Origin of the sequence: Aurantimonas sp. E1-2-R+4 (assembly GCF_036549515.1) — a bacterium.
Lineage (GTDB): Bacteria > Pseudomonadota > Alphaproteobacteria > Rhizobiales > Rhizobiaceae > Aurantimonas > Aurantimonas coralicida_A.
Map to the genome: position 1 here is coordinate 1 of NZ_JAZHLK010000011.1, position 16,512 is coordinate 16,512.

18 protein-coding genes and 1 other RNA gene are annotated in these 16,512 nt (G+C 65.0%); 6 read left to right on the forward strand and 13 right to left on the reverse strand.

The features are described from left to right. Window positions 1-79: 79 nt before the first annotated feature. The 7 genes from VQ045_RS07170 to lgt all read right to left on the reverse strand — a co-directional run bounded on the left by VQ045_RS07170 (window position 80) and on the right by lgt (window position 6,512). Window positions 80-346: a hypothetical protein gene (locus VQ045_RS07170; RefSeq protein ID WP_331829622.1), complete on the reverse strand. Its 267-nt coding sequence runs from the start codon at window positions 344-346 to the stop codon at window positions 80-82. 113 nt (window positions 347-459) lie between these two features. After that, window positions 460-1,392, reverse strand: a complete 933-nt coding sequence (locus VQ045_RS07175; protein WP_327623013.1) for a ribose-phosphate pyrophosphokinase — start codon at window positions 1,390-1,392, stop codon at window positions 460-462. Between the two features lie 182 nt (window positions 1,393-1,574). Beyond that, window positions 1,575-2,381 carry a hypothetical protein gene (locus VQ045_RS07180; RefSeq protein ID WP_331829623.1) on the reverse strand — a complete coding sequence of 269 codons (807 nt, stop codon included), beginning with the start codon at window positions 2,379-2,381 and terminating at the stop codon, window positions 1,575-1,577. A 137-nt stretch (window positions 2,382-2,518) separates the two neighbouring features. After that, window positions 2,519-3,667: a M24 family metallopeptidase gene (locus VQ045_RS07185; RefSeq protein WP_331829624.1), complete on the reverse strand. Its 1,149-nt coding sequence runs from the start codon at window positions 3,665-3,667 to the stop codon at window positions 2,519-2,521. Between the two features lie 3 nt (window positions 3,668-3,670). Beyond that, the gene (gene pgeF / locus VQ045_RS07190) at window positions 3,671-4,480 is read right to left on the reverse strand and encodes a peptidoglycan editing factor PgeF (protein ID WP_331829625.1); all 810 of its coding nucleotides are present in this window, start codon (window positions 4,478-4,480) and stop codon (window positions 3,671-3,673) included. 44 nt (window positions 4,481-4,524) lie between these two features. Further along, window positions 4,525-5,634 carry a class I SAM-dependent methyltransferase gene (locus VQ045_RS07195; RefSeq protein WP_327623017.1) on the reverse strand — a complete coding sequence of 370 codons (1,110 nt, stop codon included), beginning with the start codon at window positions 5,632-5,634 and terminating at the stop codon, window positions 4,525-4,527. After that, entirely contained in the window at window positions 5,631-6,512 is an 882-nt protein-coding gene (gene lgt, locus VQ045_RS07200; protein ID WP_331829627.1) for a prolipoprotein diacylglyceryl transferase, read from the reverse strand. Before lgt ends, VQ045_RS07195 begins: the two co-directional genes overlap by 4 nt. A 319-nt stretch (window positions 6,513-6,831) precedes the next feature. Between lgt and VQ045_RS07205 the strand changes: the two genes are divergently transcribed. After that, window positions 6,832-7,263, forward strand: coding sequence for an EF-hand domain-containing protein (locus VQ045_RS07205; protein ID WP_331829628.1), 432 nt, complete (start codon window positions 6,832-6,834; stop codon window positions 7,261-7,263). Window positions 7,264-7,348: 85 nt separating this feature from the next. Here VQ045_RS07205 and VQ045_RS07210 read toward each other — a convergent pair whose 3' ends face one another. The 6 genes from VQ045_RS07210 to VQ045_RS07235 form a co-directional block, all read right to left on the reverse strand. Beyond that, window positions 7,349-8,578: an extracellular catalytic domain type 1 short-chain-length polyhydroxyalkanoate depolymerase gene (locus VQ045_RS07210; protein WP_331829629.1), complete on the reverse strand. Its 1,230-nt coding sequence runs from the start codon at window positions 8,576-8,578 to the stop codon at window positions 7,349-7,351. 227 nt (window positions 8,579-8,805) lie between these two features. Then, the gene (locus VQ045_RS07215) at window positions 8,806-9,483 is read right to left on the reverse strand and encodes a type 1 glutamine amidotransferase domain-containing protein (RefSeq protein ID WP_331829630.1); all 678 of its coding nucleotides are present in this window, start codon (window positions 9,481-9,483) and stop codon (window positions 8,806-8,808) included. 20 nt (window positions 9,484-9,503) lie between these two features. After that, complete coding sequence (locus VQ045_RS07220) at window positions 9,504-10,541, reverse strand: NADP-dependent oxidoreductase (RefSeq protein WP_331829631.1); 1,038 nt, start codon at window positions 10,539-10,541, stop codon at window positions 9,504-9,506. Between the two features lie 62 nt (window positions 10,542-10,603). After that, complete coding sequence (locus tag VQ045_RS07225; RefSeq protein WP_331829632.1) at window positions 10,604-11,182, reverse strand: TetR/AcrR family transcriptional regulator; 579 nt, start codon at window positions 11,180-11,182, stop codon at window positions 10,604-10,606. Between the two features lie 127 nt (window positions 11,183-11,309). After that, on the reverse strand, window positions 11,310-12,497 hold the full coding sequence (locus VQ045_RS07230) for a lytic murein transglycosylase (RefSeq protein WP_331829633.1): 1,188 nt from the start codon (window positions 12,495-12,497) through the stop codon (window positions 11,310-11,312). Between the two features lie 74 nt (window positions 12,498-12,571). Beyond that, window positions 12,572-13,384: a glycoside hydrolase family 25 protein gene (locus VQ045_RS07235; protein WP_331829634.1), complete on the reverse strand. Its 813-nt coding sequence runs from the start codon at window positions 13,382-13,384 to the stop codon at window positions 12,572-12,574. 206 nt (window positions 13,385-13,590) lie between these two features. Between VQ045_RS07235 and VQ045_RS21970 the strand changes: the two genes are divergently transcribed. From VQ045_RS21970 to rnpB, 5 genes are all read left to right on the forward strand, one after another. Beyond that, complete coding sequence (locus tag VQ045_RS21970; protein WP_442879833.1) at window positions 13,591-13,674, forward strand: MJ0042-type zinc finger domain-containing protein; 84 nt, start codon at window positions 13,591-13,593, stop codon at window positions 13,672-13,674. 33 nt (window positions 13,675-13,707) lie between these two features. Next, a complete protein-coding gene (locus VQ045_RS07240; protein ID WP_327647635.1) occupies window positions 13,708-14,421 on the forward strand; it encodes a J domain-containing protein in 714 nt (237 codons plus the stop codon). Then, entirely contained in the window at window positions 14,418-15,206 is a 789-nt protein-coding gene (locus VQ045_RS07245) for a peptidoglycan recognition protein family protein (protein WP_331829635.1), read from the forward strand. Before VQ045_RS07240 ends, VQ045_RS07245 begins: the two co-directional genes overlap by 4 nt. A 167-nt stretch (window positions 15,207-15,373) precedes the next feature. Continuing rightward, window positions 15,374-15,883 (forward strand): lytic transglycosylase domain-containing protein, encoded by a 510-nt coding sequence (locus VQ045_RS07250; protein WP_327623028.1) that lies wholly within the window; start codon window positions 15,374-15,376, stop codon window positions 15,881-15,883. Window positions 15,884-16,056: 173 nt separating this feature from the next. Next, window positions 16,057-16,503: RNase P RNA component class A (gene rnpB / locus VQ045_RS07255), an RNA gene on the forward strand. Window positions 16,504-16,512: the final 9 nt, after the last annotated feature.

Below are 16,512 nucleotides of genomic sequence, written 5' to 3' on the forward strand. Positions count from 1 at the left end.
TCCTCGGTGATCTTCAATGCCATCGCTCGCCCGCTCCCTTCGCCGGGACAGGGAATCACGCGCAGCGAAAATAAGAAAATCACAACCGAGTCAGATCAAACGCTGGCCGGTATGACGCATCGATGCGCGAATAGTTTCGCACCGGCTTCTCGACGATGGCGGTGAAACCGTAATAGGCGTCCGCGACACGGTAATTGAAGATGAAGCCGGAGCCGGCGATGGTCAGATACGGCTTGTCTGCGACGTTCTCGCGGGTTGCCAGGCCAATGGCCAACAGGATCACGACAAGGCCGATGCAGGCGAGGAGCACCTGCCGGACACTGATTTTGTCGAGGCGGTTGAGCATGGCCTGGCTCCCGGTTTCAGGGGGCAGGCTGATAATATTACGCCGAAAATCGCCGCGCGGCCAGATGCGATCGGGCGCTGAACGATCGCGCCGGCGCCGGCGCTGGCAGCCTCTCAGTCGAACAGGCTGGAGACCGATTCCTCGGATGCGGTGCGGGCAATCGCCTCGCCGAGAAGGTTCGCGGTGGTCACGACCCGGATGTTGTGGGCGGCAAGGATCGCCTTGGTCGGCTGGATCGAATCTGTGATCACCAGTTCCTTAAGGCTCGAGGCGGTGATGCGGGCGGCGGCCCCGCCCGACAGGACGCCGTGGGTGATGTAGGCCGACGCGCTGTTGGCGCCGGCCTTCACCAGCGCGTCGGCGGCGTTACACAGCGTGCCGCCGGAATCGATGATGTCGTCGATCAGGATGCAGTTGCGGCCGGTGACGTCGCCGATGATGTTCATCACCTCCGAATCGCCGGGCCGGTCGCGGCGCTTGTCGACGATGGCAAGCGGTGCGTCGAGGCGCTTGGCCAGCGCCCGCGCGCGCACGACGCCGCCGACGTCCGGCGAGACGACCATCAAATTCGACAGATCCTGATGCGCCTTCACGTCGCGCGCGATCAGCGGCACCGCGAAGAGATTGTCAGTCGGGATGTCGAAGAAGCCCTGGATCTGCCCGGCATGGAGATCCAGCGTCATGACGCGATCGGCGCCCGCCTCGGTGATCAGATTGGCGACCAGCTTGGCGGAGATCGGCGTGCGGCCGCCGGCCTTCCGGTCCTGCCGGGCATAGCCGAAATAGGGGACTACGGCGGTGATGCGGCGGGCCGAGGCCCGGCGCAGGGCATCGATCATGATCAGCAGTTCCATGAGATGGTCGTTGGCCGGATAGGCCGTCGACTGGACGATGAAGACATCCTCGCCGCGCACATTCTCCTGGATTTCGACGAAGATTTCCTGATCGGCGAAACGTCGGACCATGGCGTCGCCGAGAGGCAATTCCAGGTAGCGTCCGATGGCTTCTGCGAGAACGCGATTGGAATTGCCGCTGAACAGTTTCATCGCGTTCTTTCCGGTAATCGGACCACCGATTGGGCAAGCGCTATGGCGTGCCGTTTCCGGGCGGTGTCCGTGGCGAGGCCGATCGATGGAGGGGCTCATAACAACATCGCGCCAATCGTCAACCCGCACGGCTTCGCGGTGCGGCAAGAATCACCCAAGCGGCACGCAAGGTGAGATGGTGCTCAGCCGGCGCGGGGCGCCAATTCTGAGGCCTCGCTGAGGGTCCGCCTGGCGACGGTCTGGAAGGTGGTCAGATCGACCGCGGCCCAGGGGTCGTCCGTCTTGCCGGGAATGGTCTCCTGGCCCTGGATGCGCTTGATGCGCTGGTCGTTGGCGTCGAGCACGTCCCAGACATAGACGAGCGTGGTCGTGGAGCCGTCGTTGAACGCCGAGAAATAGCCCTTGAGCCGAACATCCGCGACCGATTCCGAGGCGGGCCGGATCCGCAGGCCTTGCGCCGCCGCCGTGTCGGAGAGCGCGCGGGCGAGCAATTCGGCCTTGTCCTGAGGCGCCCCGACAAGTGGCAGGAATTGGATTTCGCCCGTGGTTCGGACTGCGGCGGTGGCGGAGGCGGGCATAGCCGCAGGCGGTGGGGTGGCGGCCACTTGAGTCGGCGGCGGGGCGAGTGGCTCGGATGCGAGCGTTGTGGGAGGAGGAGCGAGCGGCGCGGACGCGACCGCGGCACGCCGGGGCGTGAGCGGCTCGGACGCGGCAGGCGGATAGGCTGCGGCCGGAGAGGCGGCGGCGGGATAAGCCGCGACCGGATACTGGGCCAGCGGCGCGGGCGGCGGTGCCCATATGCTATCGCCGGCTGCCGCGGACATCGAGCCCACTGGCGCTCCGAGCATGCTTGTCGAACCGATGTCGATACTCGGCACCGGGCCATTCTGTCCCATGCCGATGGTGCCGTCGACGCCGGTACAGGCGGTGAGGACCGCGGAAAGGCTGACGGCAATGACCGGCGCGCGACGGGCGTTGCGGGTTTTCACGGGAGCTGTTCCCTTGCCGTTGTCAGGTCTGGCGTTTCCACCAGTCGAACGTCAGCAACCTCTTGCAGGGAAATCTTAAAAAACCCTCGAAAATGGCACTTTGGCCCGGTCGATGCGCGCGATTCGATTGTTGTGCTTTACAGAACGATAAGATCGAGCGGCAAGCGCGATAGCGGCTCCGGCTCGGCCGTCGTCGTCAGATAGGTGCGCCCGAGCGTCATGGCGGTCTCGCTATCGGAATCCATGATGATCATGTGGGCGAACAGAGTCATGCCCGGCTCGATGACAGCCGGATTACCGGAATGGAACATCGGCATGTCCATCCAGGATGGGGCGTAGCGCGCGCCGAGCGAATAGCCGCAGGCGCTCAGCCGGTGGCGGGCCAGCTCGTGCGCCTCCATGACGGCGGCATGGGCGTCGAAGACATCGCCGAACGTATGACCGGGCTGCATGGTCGCTTCCACCGCTTCCAGCGCCTCCCGGGCGGCGGCATGCAGTTCGAGGTGCCGGTCGGTGGGCCGGCCGACGATCACGGTGCGCATCAATGCCGCGTGGTACTGGGCCTTGACGCCGGCCCATTCGAGGGTCAGCTGGTCCGCTTCGTCAAGCTTTCGCCGACCGGATTTGTAGCGGCAGAGCAGGGCGTCGCGGCCGGACCCGACGATGAAGGGGTTGGCGGGGTAGTCGCCTCCCTGTCGAAGGATCTCGCCTTGCATTGCCGCGAGGATTTCGGCCTCGTCCGCCCCCGGCCGGATCAGCGGCCGGGCGGCGTCGAAGGCGTCGTCGGCGAGGCGCGCGGCTTCGCGGACCATGTCGATCTCGGCCGGGCTCTTGACTGCCCGCAACATCGGGATAAGCGTCGAGGCGTCCTTCAGCGACGCGAACGAGCCGAGCCGTTCCGCAACCTGCTGGCCGTTGGCGGCGGTAAGCCCGTGGGTTGCCCATTCGACGCCGATGCGCGCCCCGAGCAAACCCATCTCGTCCAGCATGTCGCGCAGATCGATGACGGGATCGGCGCTCCCTCGGTCACGCCAGACCGTGATCGCATCGAGAATCGACGTATGGCGAGCCTGGCGAAGATCGGCCGAGCGGGTCAAAAGGCGCATCTCGCCGTCCGCCTTCACCACGAGGCTCTGGAAGAAGCAGAAGCCAAACGAATCGTAGCCGGTCAGCCAATACATCGAATCCTGGGCAAACAGCATCATCGCATCCAGCTTTTGCTCGCCCATTTCGAGGATCAGCCTGTCCCGCCGGGCCTCGAATTCGTCCCGTCCGAAATGCAGCATCGGTCAGCCTCTCAGAGCGATGGCGGATAGCTGGCGGCCGTAGTCGGGCTCGCCGCGATGGGTGGTGCGCCGGTAGGAAAAGAAACGGTCGGGGTCGGCGTAAGTGCAGGTGCCGACGAAACTCGCGGCGACGCCGCTGGCCCGCAATTGCGCCAGGATGAAGCCCGGCAGGTCGAACTGGCGTTTATCGGGCGACGCTCCGCCGAGGAAGAAACGCTCTCTCGTCGCGTCGCCGTCGAGGAACTCGGTCATCATGTTGACGCCCACCTCGTAGTTGGGCTGCGTGATCGTCGGTCCCAGCACGGCCGCGATCGAGTCCCGGTCCGCGCCGGCCCTCTCCATCGCCGCGACCGTGGCTTCGAGGACGCCGCCGAGCGCCCCGCGCCAGCCGGCATGGGCGGCGCCGATCACGCCGTTCCTCGGGTCGGCGAAGAGCACCGGGCCGCAGTCGGCGGTCACGACGCCGATGGCGAGCCCGGGGCGGCTGGTCACGATGCCGTCGACGCGTGGTCGTTCCCCCGTGAACGGTCCATCGACCACGACGGCTTCTCCGGAATGGACTTGCCAAGGGGTCGCGAGATTGTCCGGTGTCGCGCCCAGCGTGGCGGCCGCTCGGGCGCGATTTTCCTCGACATCTTCGCGCCGGTCGTTCGAGCCGGCACCGACGTTCAGACCCTCATAGATGCCTTCCGATACCCCGCCGAGGCGCGTGAAAAAGGCATGGCTGACGCACCCGGCACCGGTCAGGCGGTCCGAGCGGATGATCGCCGTATCGGCGAGGGGAGTAGCGGGGCTTGCTCGGGTATCGGACATGGCGCGGGATGGTGGTGGAGGGTTCGGGCGAAGTCAATGCGGCGTCAATCGACCCCGGCCAGCCCGAAAGGCGGTAAAGACAATGGGCGAGAAGACGCTGACAATACCTTGAAAAGAATCCCCATCTCTTTCTCGCTGGTGCCTGCCAGCCGCGCCACCGCGGCCCGGATTTCCTCCTGCCCCGCCTCGTCCATTCCACTGCCGAGAGTGCCGGCGCGTTCGAGGAGACCAAGGGCGAGCAGACATTCACCCTGGGGCGCGGCGGCAGAGACTGCGAGCCCTGCATGTCGAAACGGCGCAGCGATCCGCGCGAAATCGACATGGCTGGTGAGGTCCGCTTCGCCCGGCCGGTCGAGCGGATCTGCGAAGGCATGGCCGTGGATCGCCTGTAGCGTGTCCCCGAAGCCGGTCGCGGCATGGCCGTAGTCGATGAACAGCCCGGCACCGCCGTCCTCGGCCAGGCGCTGGGCGATGGCCGCCGCCAGGGTCTCGCGCGCCGGCGAGACTTCGAGGACCGCGCCGGCCATCGGCGGGTGCGGCAAAGTCGCGGCGATCTTGCCAGGCGTTTCCGACCTTGCCTGGCACAGCACGAACTCGAACCGCCCGCTATCGGCAACGGCGACGCAGCGCTCGCGCCAGCTCTCGCCGTCGAAGACGAATTGGCGGATGGCGAGTGCGTCGAAGAGTTCGTTGGCGACGAGAAGCAGTGGCTCCCGTTCCAGATCCGCGATCCGTCTGACCCTGCGGATCGGCAGATCGAACCGGTCGAGCGTCGTCATCTGCTCGGCGGCGAGCCGGTCGCTGGTTTCCACCAATCGGACCTTGGCGGCCTTGAGGCAGTCCGGGGCGACCGACCGCAAGGTGCGCAGGATGTCGGCCATCAGCGTGCCGCGTCCCGGCCCGATCTCGGCGAGCAGGAACGAAGCTGGGGAGCCGTGTTCGCGCCACGCCGCGGCGATCCAGGCGCCGATCAGTTCGCCGTACATCTGGCTGATCTCCGGCGCGGTGATGAAATCGCCGGTCCGGCCGAACGGCTCGCGCGCGGCGTAATAGCCGTGCTCGCGGTCGAACAGCGCCAAGTCCCAATAGCGATCGAGGCCGATCGCCCCCTCGATGCGGATCAACTCCGCGATCTTGCGGGCGAGCGGGTTCAAGATTGTGCGGCGCCGGTTCCCGCGTCCTCCACGGAACGCGGCTCGTAGGCGCGCGGCTTGGCGGTCGCCATGCCCCAGATGCCGATCAGAAGCATCGGGATCGACAGCACCATGCCCATGGTCAGCCAGCCGCCGTACAGATAGCCGAGCTGCACGTCCGGCATGCGGAACAGCTCCACGAAGATGCGGGCGCAGCCATAGCCGAACAGAAACAATCCTCCGACAAAGCGGGGACGGCCGAGCATCTTGAAGTGATGGGTGGCAATCCTGAGGATCAGCCACAACACGATGCCCTCAAGTGCCGCCTCGTAGAGTTGGCTCGGGTGCCGGGGCAGCGCATCGGGGGCGTCGGGGAACACCATCGCCCAGGAGACGCTCGTCGGGGCGCCCCACAGCTCGCCATTGATGAAGTTGGCGATGCGTCCGAAGAATAGCCCAAACGGCACCGATGCGGCGACCACGTCGATCAGGCTCCATACTGGCACCTTATAGACCCGGCAGAAGATCAGCATGGCGACGAAGACCCCGATGAGGCCGCCGTGGAAGGCCATGCCACCCTCCCAGACCTTGAAGATGGCCAGCGGTTCGGCGGCGTATCGTTCGAAATCGTAGAAGAACACGGAGCCCAATCGCCCGCCGATGACGATGCCGAGGGTGAGGTACAGGATCAAATCGTCGATATGGGTCTTGGTAATCGGCGAGACGCCGTTCGGCCAGAGCTTGGTGTTGCCGACGAGATAGCGCCCGTAAAGCCAGCCGCAGAGAATGCCGGCGACATAGGACAGGCCGTACCAGCGCAACTGGACCAGTCCGAGATCGAGAAAGACCGGGTCGATCTGCGGATAGGTCAGGACGCCGAGAGTGGGAAGGGTGAGCATCGAACCGCCGTTACAAGATTGCCGGCGCATAACGCCGCTTGGAATGCGGCGGGACATAGACCTTGTCCCTACTGGAGGGTCAAGGGCGCCGCTGGATGATTACAGCATCGCGTGAAGCTTTGATTTGCGTCAATGCCGCGGCAGGCCACAAAGCCGATAACGTCATCATCGCCTATGTCGCCAATCGCGGTCTCGGACGAACCTCAGACTCGGTTTAGCGCGTGACAGTGCCCGGCAACGAGGCTTGATGCCGGCCGTGCCGGCGATCAAAGGGAGACCACCGATGTTCAAGTCGATAATGGCGTTGACGACATCCGCGTTGATCCTGGCCGGCAGCGCCATGGCCGCCAAAGGCGACCAGAACCATGGCGCCGCCGGACAGCAGGATCGAACAGGCAAGATGATGCAGCAGCAGGACGACGACATGATGCGTCCGGGCGGGCAGCGGTCGGAACGTGCGGAGGAGGACGACAGCAAAATGCGGCCGGGGCGGCAGCGCTCGGAGAGCGACGACGAGCGGTGGGGCATGCGGGGCGGTATGATGGGTTCCCGCATGGGCGGCGCTCATATGATGCGGATGATGATGATCCTGCTCGATACCGACGGCGATGGCGCTTTGTCACTCGATGAGGTCCAGGCCGTGCATGCGCGGTTCTTCAAGGCGGTCGACGCCGACGCGAATGGCAAGGTCACGATCGAGGAAATGCAGGTCTTCATGTCACCAATGGGCGGCAGGCCGGGTCGTCAGTAGGCCTCTTGGTATGACGGGAAACCGGGCGCCACTGGTTGCGCCCGGCATCCTGCATGGTTTTTAGCGTACCGCTCCGTCGTGGCGTTCAGCCGCGCGTTGCCCCGGCTTGCTCGCGGAAGAACCGCAGCATTTCGCGGCTGGCGTCGGGGCCTTTCGGCTCCGTATAGGTTCCGGCGGGACTGCCGCCGGACCATGCGTGGCCGGCGCCATGCAGGACCCAATGTTCAAGCGAAGACCCTCGTTGGTCGTCGGCGTGGACCGTCTGGGTATATCGTATCCCGCCGGGGGCTTCGCCCTGGCGAATTTCGGTCTGGACTCCGGCGGCGGCCTTCGCCTGTTCAATCACATGCTCGCCATTGACGGGATGCACGGTAGCGTCGCGATCACCATGGAAGACGATGGTCGGGACGAAGCCGCCGGACGGCGACGTCTGGGAGTTGGGGGCAGCGCCGTTGCGCATGGCGGCGAAGGCGGACCCCATGTCGCGCGCGGCCCCGCGGGCGAGGCCCGAATGCACGCCGACGGCGGTGAACAGCTCGGGATAGGTCGCTCCCATGATCGCCGCCGCGGCGCCACCAGCGGACAGGCCGGCGACGTAGACGCATTCCGGCTCGACGGAAAATTCGTCGATGATCTGTCGGGTGATTCCGGCGATCAGCGACGGCTCGCCGCGATCGCGCTCCTGATCGCCCGCATTGAACCAGTTCCAGCATTTGGAGGTGTTGGCCGAGCGGGACTGGGCGGGGTAGGCCACCAGGAAGGTCTGCTCCTCGGCCAGCTCGTTCATCCGCGTGCCAGCGGCGAAGTCGTCGGGCGACTGGGTACAGCCGTGCAGCATGACGACGAGTGGCACCGCCTGCCCATCATATCCGCTCGGGACATAGATCTTGTAGTCGCGGCTTCCCGCCGCGTTGGCGTAGGTGCGGGCGGAAAATCGGGCACCCTCGGGCAAGGGACCTGTGTCGGGAGCGACCGGCGAACCGCCGAGACCCTCGAACCCTTGCGTCCCGATCCGGTCGAGAAATCCACGCAGCACCTGCGGGATCTCGGATTTTCTCGACTCGTTCCGCGGGTCTCTGTCCGGGGAAGGTGATGCGGTCCGGGTTTTTGAAGTCACGGCGGGCGGGGTGATGTCGATGACGGAAGCTGGGTCACCTGCAGGCCGGCGATCCTTGTCGTGCTGTGCGTCGAAACCCGCGGCCGACGAGGCCTCGTCCGAACTCAACCCTTGCAGAAGGGCCATCGCTTCCTGGAGTTGCCCGTTTCGGGTCAGACGGGTCGCCTCCATCATGGTGGCCTTGGAAAGTGGTTTCATGGATTGAAATCCTGTGGGGAGGAGCGCGCAGCCCGGTGCCTCCGGTTTGGGAGAAGAACGCGAGTGCGGTGAATGCGAAGAAGGAATGCTGCATTGCAGCAATTGGTTCCCGATGACGGTAACAATCATCGATACCTCGGACGGACCAATCGAAACGCCACCCGTCATTTCAGCCGGACGCCGCCCTCCAACGCCCAAGAAGGGCCAATGGAGGGCGGCGGTTCGGATTATTTCAGGAGATTCAACAGCTCTTTCGCCGCGTCTTCGGAGGATGCCGGGTTCTGGCCGGTCACCAGCTTGCCGTCGACGACCACGTAGGAGCCCCAGTCGGCGCCCTTTTCGTAGAGGCCGCCATTCGCCTTGAGCATATCCTCCACCAGGAAGGGCACCACGTTTGTGAGGCCGACGGCCTCTTCCTCGGTGTTGGTGAATCCCGCCACGCGGCGGCCGGAGACCAGCGGCTTGCCGTCCATGCCATTGGTGTGGCGGAAGATCGCCGGGGCATGACAGACGGCGCCAACCGGGCGATCGCTGGCGGCGAACGCTTCGATCAGGCGCTTGCTGTCGGCGCTCTCGGCGAGATCCCAGAGCGGGCCGTGGCCACCCGGATAAAAGACCGCGTCGAACTCCGCCGCGTCGATGTCGGCGAGCTTGGCGGTCGAGGCCAGCGCCTGTTGTGCGGCGTCGTCCTTCTTGAAGCGTTCCGTCGCTTCGGTCTGGGCATCGGGGGCATCGCTCTTCGGGTCGAGCGGCGGCTGGCCGCCCTTCGGTGAAGCAAGTGTGATCTTCGCGCCGGCGTCGCGCAGCACGTAATAGGGCGCGGCGAACTCCTCCAGCCAGAATCCGGTCTTCTCGCCGGTGTCGCCGAGGGTGTCGTGGGAGGTGAGGACCATCAGAATGTTCATGTGCTTATCCTTGAGACTGATTATTTCGTGTTGCCGACGCGGATCACCCGCTTGCCGAAATTTTCGCCCTTGAGCAGGCCGAAGAGAGCCTGCGGAGCGTTTTCAAGACCGTCGATGATCTCTTCGCGGTAGTGAATCTTTCCCGCCTCGATCCACGCCCTCATCGCTTTGGCGAATTCGGGATAGAGGTGGACGAAGTCGTTGAAGATGATGAAGCCGCGCACGGTCAGCTGCTTGCGCAGGATCTGACCCATCAGCCAGTTCATCCGGTCCGGCCCGTCGGGCAGGCTGGTGGCGTTGTACTGCGAGACCAGGCCGCAGACCGGTATCCGGGCGCCGATATTGAGCAGGGGCACGACCGCGTCGAGGACCTTGCCGCCGACATTCTCGAAATAGATGTCGATGCCGTCAGGCGTCGCGGCTTTCAGCTGTTCGGCGAAATCCCCGGATTTGTGATCGATGCAGGCGTCGAAGCCGAGCGTGTCGACGGCGTAGGCACACTTTTCAGCACCACCCGCAATGCCGACGACGCGGCAGCCCATGAGCTTGCCGATCTGGCCGACCGTAGCGCCCACAGGGCCGGTTGCCGCGGCGACGACGAGGGTCTCGCCTTCTTTCGGCGCACCGATCTGGGTGAGCCCCGCCCAAGCGGTGAAGCCGGGCATGCCCATGATGCCGAGCGCCCAGGATGGATGCTTGGGATCGCGGCCCAGCGCCGTTAGGCCTTGGCCGTCCGACAACGCGTAGTCCTGCCAGCCATTGAAGCTGAGCACCCAGTCGCCCGTGTCGAAACCCTTCAGTTTGGATTCGACGACCTTTGACACCGTGCCGCCGACCATGACCTCGCCGACCGCGACCGGCGGGGCATAGGAGGGCGCGTCGCTCATCCGGCCGCGCATATAGGGATCGAGCGACAGGAACTCGGTGCGCAACAGCATCTGGCCATCCGCGGGAGCGGGGATGGCCATGCTTTCGAGCTTGAGCGTGCTGTCGGTTGGCTCGCCCTTGGGGCGTTCGGCGAGAACGATACGGCGGTTGGCGTTGTCGGTTTGGGGCATGATCAACTTTCGATTGGAATGTAAGGGAGGGCGCGCGGTTGTTCGTCCGGCGCGAGACAATTTCAGGGCCGACGGATCAGCCTCTCGGTCGCCGCCATGGCGACATCGAAAGGAGAGCCGTCCCGTGCCAGGCTTGCCATGAGGCTCGCGCCGAGCCAGATCTGGTAAAGAGTCGTGGCGAGGGCTTCCGGATCGTCGGTCGGGCCGATCGACCCGTCGCTGACGCCTTGGCGTAGAGCCGAGGCCAATTTGGCCACGATGGCACCGACCCCGTCCTGCAGGATCGCGCTCATGCCGGGCGACAGGTCGGCGACCTCGGCGGACAGCTTGACCACTAGGCACCGATCCTCCGACCGGGAGCTGCATTGTTTCAGCCGCCAGTCGGAAAAATATGCCAGCAGGCGATCCTTCGCCGACAGGGCGGTGTTGTCGAGGGTCTGGGTGAGATCGGCCTTGTAGCCTTTCACGAAGCTCTCGAGTAGTGCGCAGCCATAGGCCTCCTTGGAGGGGAAGTAATGGTAGAACGACCCCTTCGGCACCGCGGCCGCCTTCAGAAGTTCCTGAAGTCCCACGGCCGTGAATCCCCGCTGGGCGGCGAGCCCTCTTCCAACGGTCAGAAGATGCGTTCGGGTATCGGTCATGGCCGACATATTGGGTCGATTAGACCGGTCGTCTAGTGGGGAGGGCCGAAAAAGGTCGTCGAGAGCATCGGCGAAAAAATAAGAAGCCGGGTCGCCGGGAATAAGGAACCCGCGACCCGGACGAGCCTCAGAGCGCCGAGAGGAGATCCCGCGTCGGCCAACCGTCCGCCGGAAGACCGAGCCGCTGCTGCTCGCGGCGCACGGCCGAGCGGGTGTTTTCGCCGAGGATGCCGTCGACGCCGCCGACATCATGGCCGAGCTCGACGAGTCGCTGCTGCAGTCGCTTGGTCTGATCGAGGTCGAGGCCCGGCTGCGGATGGCCCATGTCGATCGGCGGGACACCGGCGAGGCGGGTGGAGAAATACGCCGCGGTCAGCGAGTAGACCAGCGACTTGTTCCATTTCAGATAAATGTCGAAGTTCGGATAGGCGAGGAAGGCCGGGCCGCCGCGCCCCATCGGCAGGATCAGCGCCGCTGGCAGCTCGTCGGCGGGTAGCGGCGAACCATCGGCCTTGGCGACGCCGAGCGCGGCGAAGCTGGAGCGCGGTTCCTTGTTGACGAGGGCGGCACGGTCCCAGGGGAAAGCTGCCGGCACTCGCACGGCTTCCAGCCACGGCTCGCCGCCGCGCCAGCCGAGCGACTGGATGTATTTGCCGGTGGTGACGAGGACGTCCGCGGCATCCTTGCGCAGATCGACGCGGCCATTGCCGTCGCCGTCGGTGCCGAAGGCGATATATTCCTCCGGCAGAAGCTGGGTCTGGCCGATCTCGCCGGCCCAGGCGCCCTTCATCTCCGACGGGGTGAGGTAGCCGCGATCGACGATCTCGATCGCGCCGATGAGATGCGGGCGGAACAACTCCGGCCGCCGGCAGTCATGGGCGAGCGTCGCCAGAGCCGCCAGCGTGTCGAAATTGCCGAGCACAGCGCCGTAGTCGGTCTCCAACCCCCAGAAGGCGGCGATCACCGGACCGGGAACGCCCGTCTCTGCCTCCACCTGGGCAAGGACGCTGGCGTATTTTTGAAGGTTCGCCTTGCCCTGGGTCAGCCGGTGACCATTGACCATGCGAGTGGCGAATTGCTGCCAATCCTGGGCGAAGACGCCCTGCGCCCGGTCGGCGGCGAGCACCTTCTGGTCGATTCGCATGCCGGCGAGCGCCGTATCGACGGCAGCCGGAGACAGGCCCTTTGCGAGTGCTTCGGCCCGGACCCCGTCGAGGAACTGCGAAAAGTCGCCGCCGCACTGCTGCGCCGCCGCGAGGCTGGTGCCCGAGAGGAGCAAGGTCAGGGTCAGGGCAAGACGGCGGGCTCGAAGCATCGCGGGGATCCTTTTCTCTAAAGACGGCGAGGGCGCACGCCGATTAGCCATTCAAGATGGCGGATTGAAGAAGGTCAGCGCGAGAGATTCGCTTCCAGCCATTTTTTCCAATCCTCGCGGGTGCCGGCAAAGGCGTTGCGGTCGACCTCGCCCTTTATGCCCGGCACGGTGCCCTTCTCGGTGTATTGCCAAAACCGGAATCGGCGGTTCTCATAGACGTTGTCGGGATGATCCCGCACTGCTCGCACCCAGACCTCATGGCGCGGGAAGGCGCCGACCAGCCGGTCGCGATGCACGTCGATCGGGATGTAGAGCAGCGGGCGCTGCCCATAATGGCGTTCGAGGGCATCGGCCATTGCCGTTACCTCGCGGACCAGCTCCTCGCGGGGCGGGCGCTTGGTGCAGGTCGGCGAGAAGGGCGTCCATTCGATGTCGATCACCGGCGGCAGCGCCAGGCGATCTTTTGGGACGGCGTTGATGAAGGCCCGTGCCTGCTCGATGCCCGGCCGGCAATGATACCAGAAATGATAAGCGCCGCGCGGTATGCCGACCGCCCGGGTTTTCCGCCAGTTTTCCGCAAACCGTTCGTCGACCCGGTCGCCGCCCTCGGTCGCCTTCAGCCAGGCAAAGGCGACACCGCTGTCGCGGGCCGCGTCCCAGTCGATCGCGCCTTGATATTTCGAGATGTCGATGCCGTGGACCGGGTATTGATAGGCCGACTCAGCGGCCATGCCAGTGAGGCCGAGCTCCTTGACGTCGAGGGCGGTGGAGCGGCAGCCGCCGACCAGCAGCGCCGCCGCTATGCCGGCCAGGACAAGCGCCCGCCTGCCCAGACCGCGGCGCGCTCGGGTCGATGGGGCCGGGTGGGTTTGAAAAAAAGGCTTCATCGTCGGCTCGGATCGGTTCGAGGGGGCCATCATGATGGCGGGTTGGGGCAAATCGCAAGTGGCGCCGGCGTAGGCGTTCGCGAGTCTGGCAATGGACGCGGACGGCTGCCAAGCCGATCGGGGCGCACCGACGCAATCCAGGACGAAATTTGCGCAATCTCACTCCGATCAGATCAAAGTGAGCTTGACCGAAGCTTGCCGGCGTCATTTACAGGGTCACGAGCGATCTCGGCCTTGATGGCGGCAGGGTGCGGTGTGGCATTTGCCTCGCCGGGAGCGATCGCCGATAATTGCGAATCGACAAAGGGCGGCGAGCCTCCGCAATGCAGATATTATCCAACCTGAATACCCTGCTCCAGGCAATCCCGGCCGGTGGCCGAGCCAGTCTCGAGGCGATTCTGGAAAGCATCCGGGCGTTGTTCGGCGGCGACCGGGAGACCCGCCGCCGGGTCGCCTTCGGTGTCGCGGTGATCGCCCTGTCCGCCAAGATGGCGAAAGCCGACGGCATCGTCTCCCAGCAGGAAATCACCGCGTTCCGGCAGATACTTGAAATTCCGCCCGAGGAAATGCGCAATGTCTTTCGCCTCTATGACATTGCCAAGGAGGACATTGCCGGCTTCGAGATCTATGCCGCGCGTCTGCGGGCGTTGTGCCGTGACGAGGACGGGGATTGCCAGTTGCTGGCGGATGTCCTCGACGGCCTGTTCCACATCGCCAAGGCGGATGGCCTGGTGCATGAGCGCGAACTGGCGTTCCTCGCCGAGATCGGCCGGATCTTCGGTCTGACTGAGCAGGAATTCGCCCGGATCAAGAACCGCCATATCCTGGGTGCCGAGAACCCCTATGCGGTGCTCGGGCTCGATCCTGACGCGCCCCCGGCGGAGACCCGGGCGCGTTATCTGTCGCTGGTGCGCGAGAATCATCCCGACCGGCTGTCCGCCCGCGGCGTACCGGACGAGTTCATGTTCATCGCAACTGAACGGATGAAGGCGATCAACGCCGCTTATCACTCCATCTCGGGAAAGACCGCGGCTTGAAACCCGACACCGCGCGCATCGACGAGATCCGGCCGTCGCCCAACCACACCGAACGCCGGTTGTCGGGCGGCCCGGACATGCTGATCCTCCACTATACCGGGATGGGCACGGGCGAGGGCGCGGTGCGTTGGCTGTGCGATCCGCAAAGCGGGGTGTCGTGCCACTATCTCGTGCATGAGGACGGCCGCGTCGTCCAGATGGTGCCCGACGAGCAACGCGCATGGCACGCCGGCGAAGGCAGTTGGCGGGGACGCGGCGACGTCAATTCCCGTTCGATCGGCATCGAGATCGTCAATGTCGGTCATGGCAACGGCTACCCGGATTTTCCCGCCGCGCAGATCGCCTCCGTCATCGAATTATGCAGGGAATGTGTCGGCCGCTGGCCGATTCCGCCTGAATTCGTGCTGGCACACTCCGACATTGCGCCCGCACGGAAATCAGATCCCGGCGAAAAGTTCCCTTGGGATCAACTTTTTTTTGCGGGCATCGGACACTTCGTCGTGCCGGCTCCGTTGCGCGGTGGCCGATTCTTCGGCCGGGGTGATCGGGGCGAGCCAGTCAGCGCCTATCAGTCGCTGCTGGCCGCCTACGGTTACGCGGTGCCGATCGACGGCGTATTCGAGGATACGACCCATTTCGCGACGGTCGCCTTCCAGCGTCATTTTCGTCCCGAACGGGTCGACGGTGTCGCCGACGCTTCGACGATCGAGACCCTGCATCGGTTGCTGACGGCTTTGCCCCGCTCACCCTTCGACCGGGATGCTAGGGCACCGAGCGTCGCCTGATCCGGGACGCAATATTTCAATATGAAATGTTGCGTGACAGCAATGCCACATTCCCGATCATATTGCGCTGCACACCACGGCTCGCCGAAGCCGCGATGCATTTGTGGCGAGGGGTAAAAGCCGCCTGCACAAGGGGTTGGGCGGCCTTCGATCAATTTGGGGTATTCATGCTTAGACTGACTGCCGCGGCGCTCGCCGCGACGATTTTCCTCGGCCAGACCACTGCCATCTTCGCTCATCAGACCGAGTCCGAACACGCCGAGACCGCCGGGGTTCAGGTGGCCTCGCTGGAGCGCCTTTCCGAGCGGCCCTATGCCGCGATCATCGCCAAACATGCCAAGGCCAATGGCGTGCCGATCGCTCTGGCGCATGCCGTGGTGAGTGTCGAAAGCCGCTACCGCGCCAAGGTGACCGGCGCCGCCGGCGAGGTCGGGCTGATGCAGATCAAGCCGGCGACGGCGCGCGGCATGGGCTACAAGGGCAGCACGAAGGCGCTCTACAATCCCGATACCAACATCAAATGGGGCATGCGCTACCTGGCCGGCGCGGTGAAGCGCGGCGGCGGCACCACCTGCGGCACGATCCTCAAATACAATGCCGGCCATTACGCGAAGCGGATGAACCCGGTGTCCAAGCGCTATTGCTCGAAGGTCAAGGTGGAGATGGCGCGGGCGTAAGCCGCGGCTTCCTCATCGCTTCGAAATGGAAAACATCCGGCGTGGGGGCGCCGGGTGTTTTGCGTTTGAGGGGCGCTTGAAAATTGAACAGGGTGGCGTCGTCGCCAGCATTCCGGCAACGCCTTCTGTCTTTCCCATTGACTTCCGTTCCTCGCGCGGACACCTACGGCGTGCCAGTCGGCTGGGCGACCGCTCCCGTCATACGTCGAAAGACGGCGGGGGAGGAAAGTCCGGGCTCCACGGAGAAACGGTGCCGGATAACGTCCGGCGGGGGCGACCCCAGGGAAAGTGCCACAGAAAACAGACCGCCCCGCCTATAGTGCGGCTCGACCGGCGCAAGAGCCTCGGCAGCGGAGCCGCAGTATTGGCGGGGTAAGGGTGAAACGGTGGGGTAAGAGCCCACCGCGCTTCCGGCAACGGCAGCGGCACGGTAAACCCCACCGGGAGCAAGGCCGAATAGGGACGACGCGGCGGTTCGCCTTCGGGTGACATCGCCAGCCCTTCTCCGGGCCGGTCGTCCGGGTGGGTTGCTTGAGGCGGTTCGCAAGGACCGTCCCAGAGGAATGGTCGCCAGGCGGCTTTGCCGCCTACAGAACCCGGCTTACAGGCCGACTGGCTCTTTCTTTTCT

What these genes read in the sequence shown, in the direction of transcription:
- VQ045_RS07250 (WP_327623028.1), top strand. Translation starts at nt 15,374, where the DNA reads ATGCTTAGACTGACTGCCGCGGCGCTCGCCGCGACGATTTTCCTCGGC.
- VQ045_RS07240 (WP_327647635.1), top strand. Translation starts at nt 13,708, where the DNA reads ATGCAGATATTATCCAACCTGAATACCCTGCTCCAGGCAATCCCGGCC.
- VQ045_RS07170 (WP_331829622.1), bottom strand. Translation starts at nt 346, where the DNA reads ATGCTCAACCGCCTCGACAAAATCAGTGTCCGGCAGGTGCTCCTCGCC.
- pgeF (WP_331829625.1), bottom strand. Translation starts at nt 4,480, where the DNA reads ATGTCCGATACCCGAGCAAGCCCCGCTACTCCCCTCGCCGATACGGCG.
- lgt (WP_331829627.1), bottom strand. Translation starts at nt 6,512, where the DNA reads ATGCTCACCCTTCCCACTCTCGGCGTCCTGACCTATCCGCAGATCGAC.
- VQ045_RS07185 (WP_331829624.1), bottom strand. Translation starts at nt 3,667, where the DNA reads ATGCTGCATTTCGGACGGGACGAATTCGAGGCCCGGCGGGACAGGCTG.
- VQ045_RS07210 (WP_331829629.1), bottom strand. Translation starts at nt 8,578, where the DNA reads ATGAAACCACTTTCCAAGGCCACCATGATGGAGGCGACCCGTCTGACC.
- VQ045_RS07225 (WP_331829632.1), bottom strand. Translation starts at nt 11,182, where the DNA reads ATGACCGATACCCGAACGCATCTTCTGACCGTTGGAAGAGGGCTCGCC.
- VQ045_RS07235 (WP_331829634.1), bottom strand. Translation starts at nt 13,384, where the DNA reads ATGAAGCCTTTTTTTCAAACCCACCCGGCCCCATCGACCCGAGCGCGC.
- VQ045_RS07175 (WP_327623013.1), bottom strand. Translation starts at nt 1,392, where the DNA reads ATGAAACTGTTCAGCGGCAATTCCAATCGCGTTCTCGCAGAAGCCATC.
- VQ045_RS07220 (WP_331829631.1), bottom strand. Translation starts at nt 10,541, where the DNA reads ATGCCCCAAACCGACAACGCCAACCGCCGTATCGTTCTCGCCGAACGC.
- VQ045_RS07215 (WP_331829630.1), bottom strand. Translation starts at nt 9,483, where the DNA reads ATGAACATTCTGATGGTCCTCACCTCCCACGACACCCTCGGCGACACC.
- VQ045_RS07230 (WP_331829633.1), bottom strand. Translation starts at nt 12,497, where the DNA reads ATGCTTCGAGCCCGCCGTCTTGCCCTGACCCTGACCTTGCTCCTCTCG.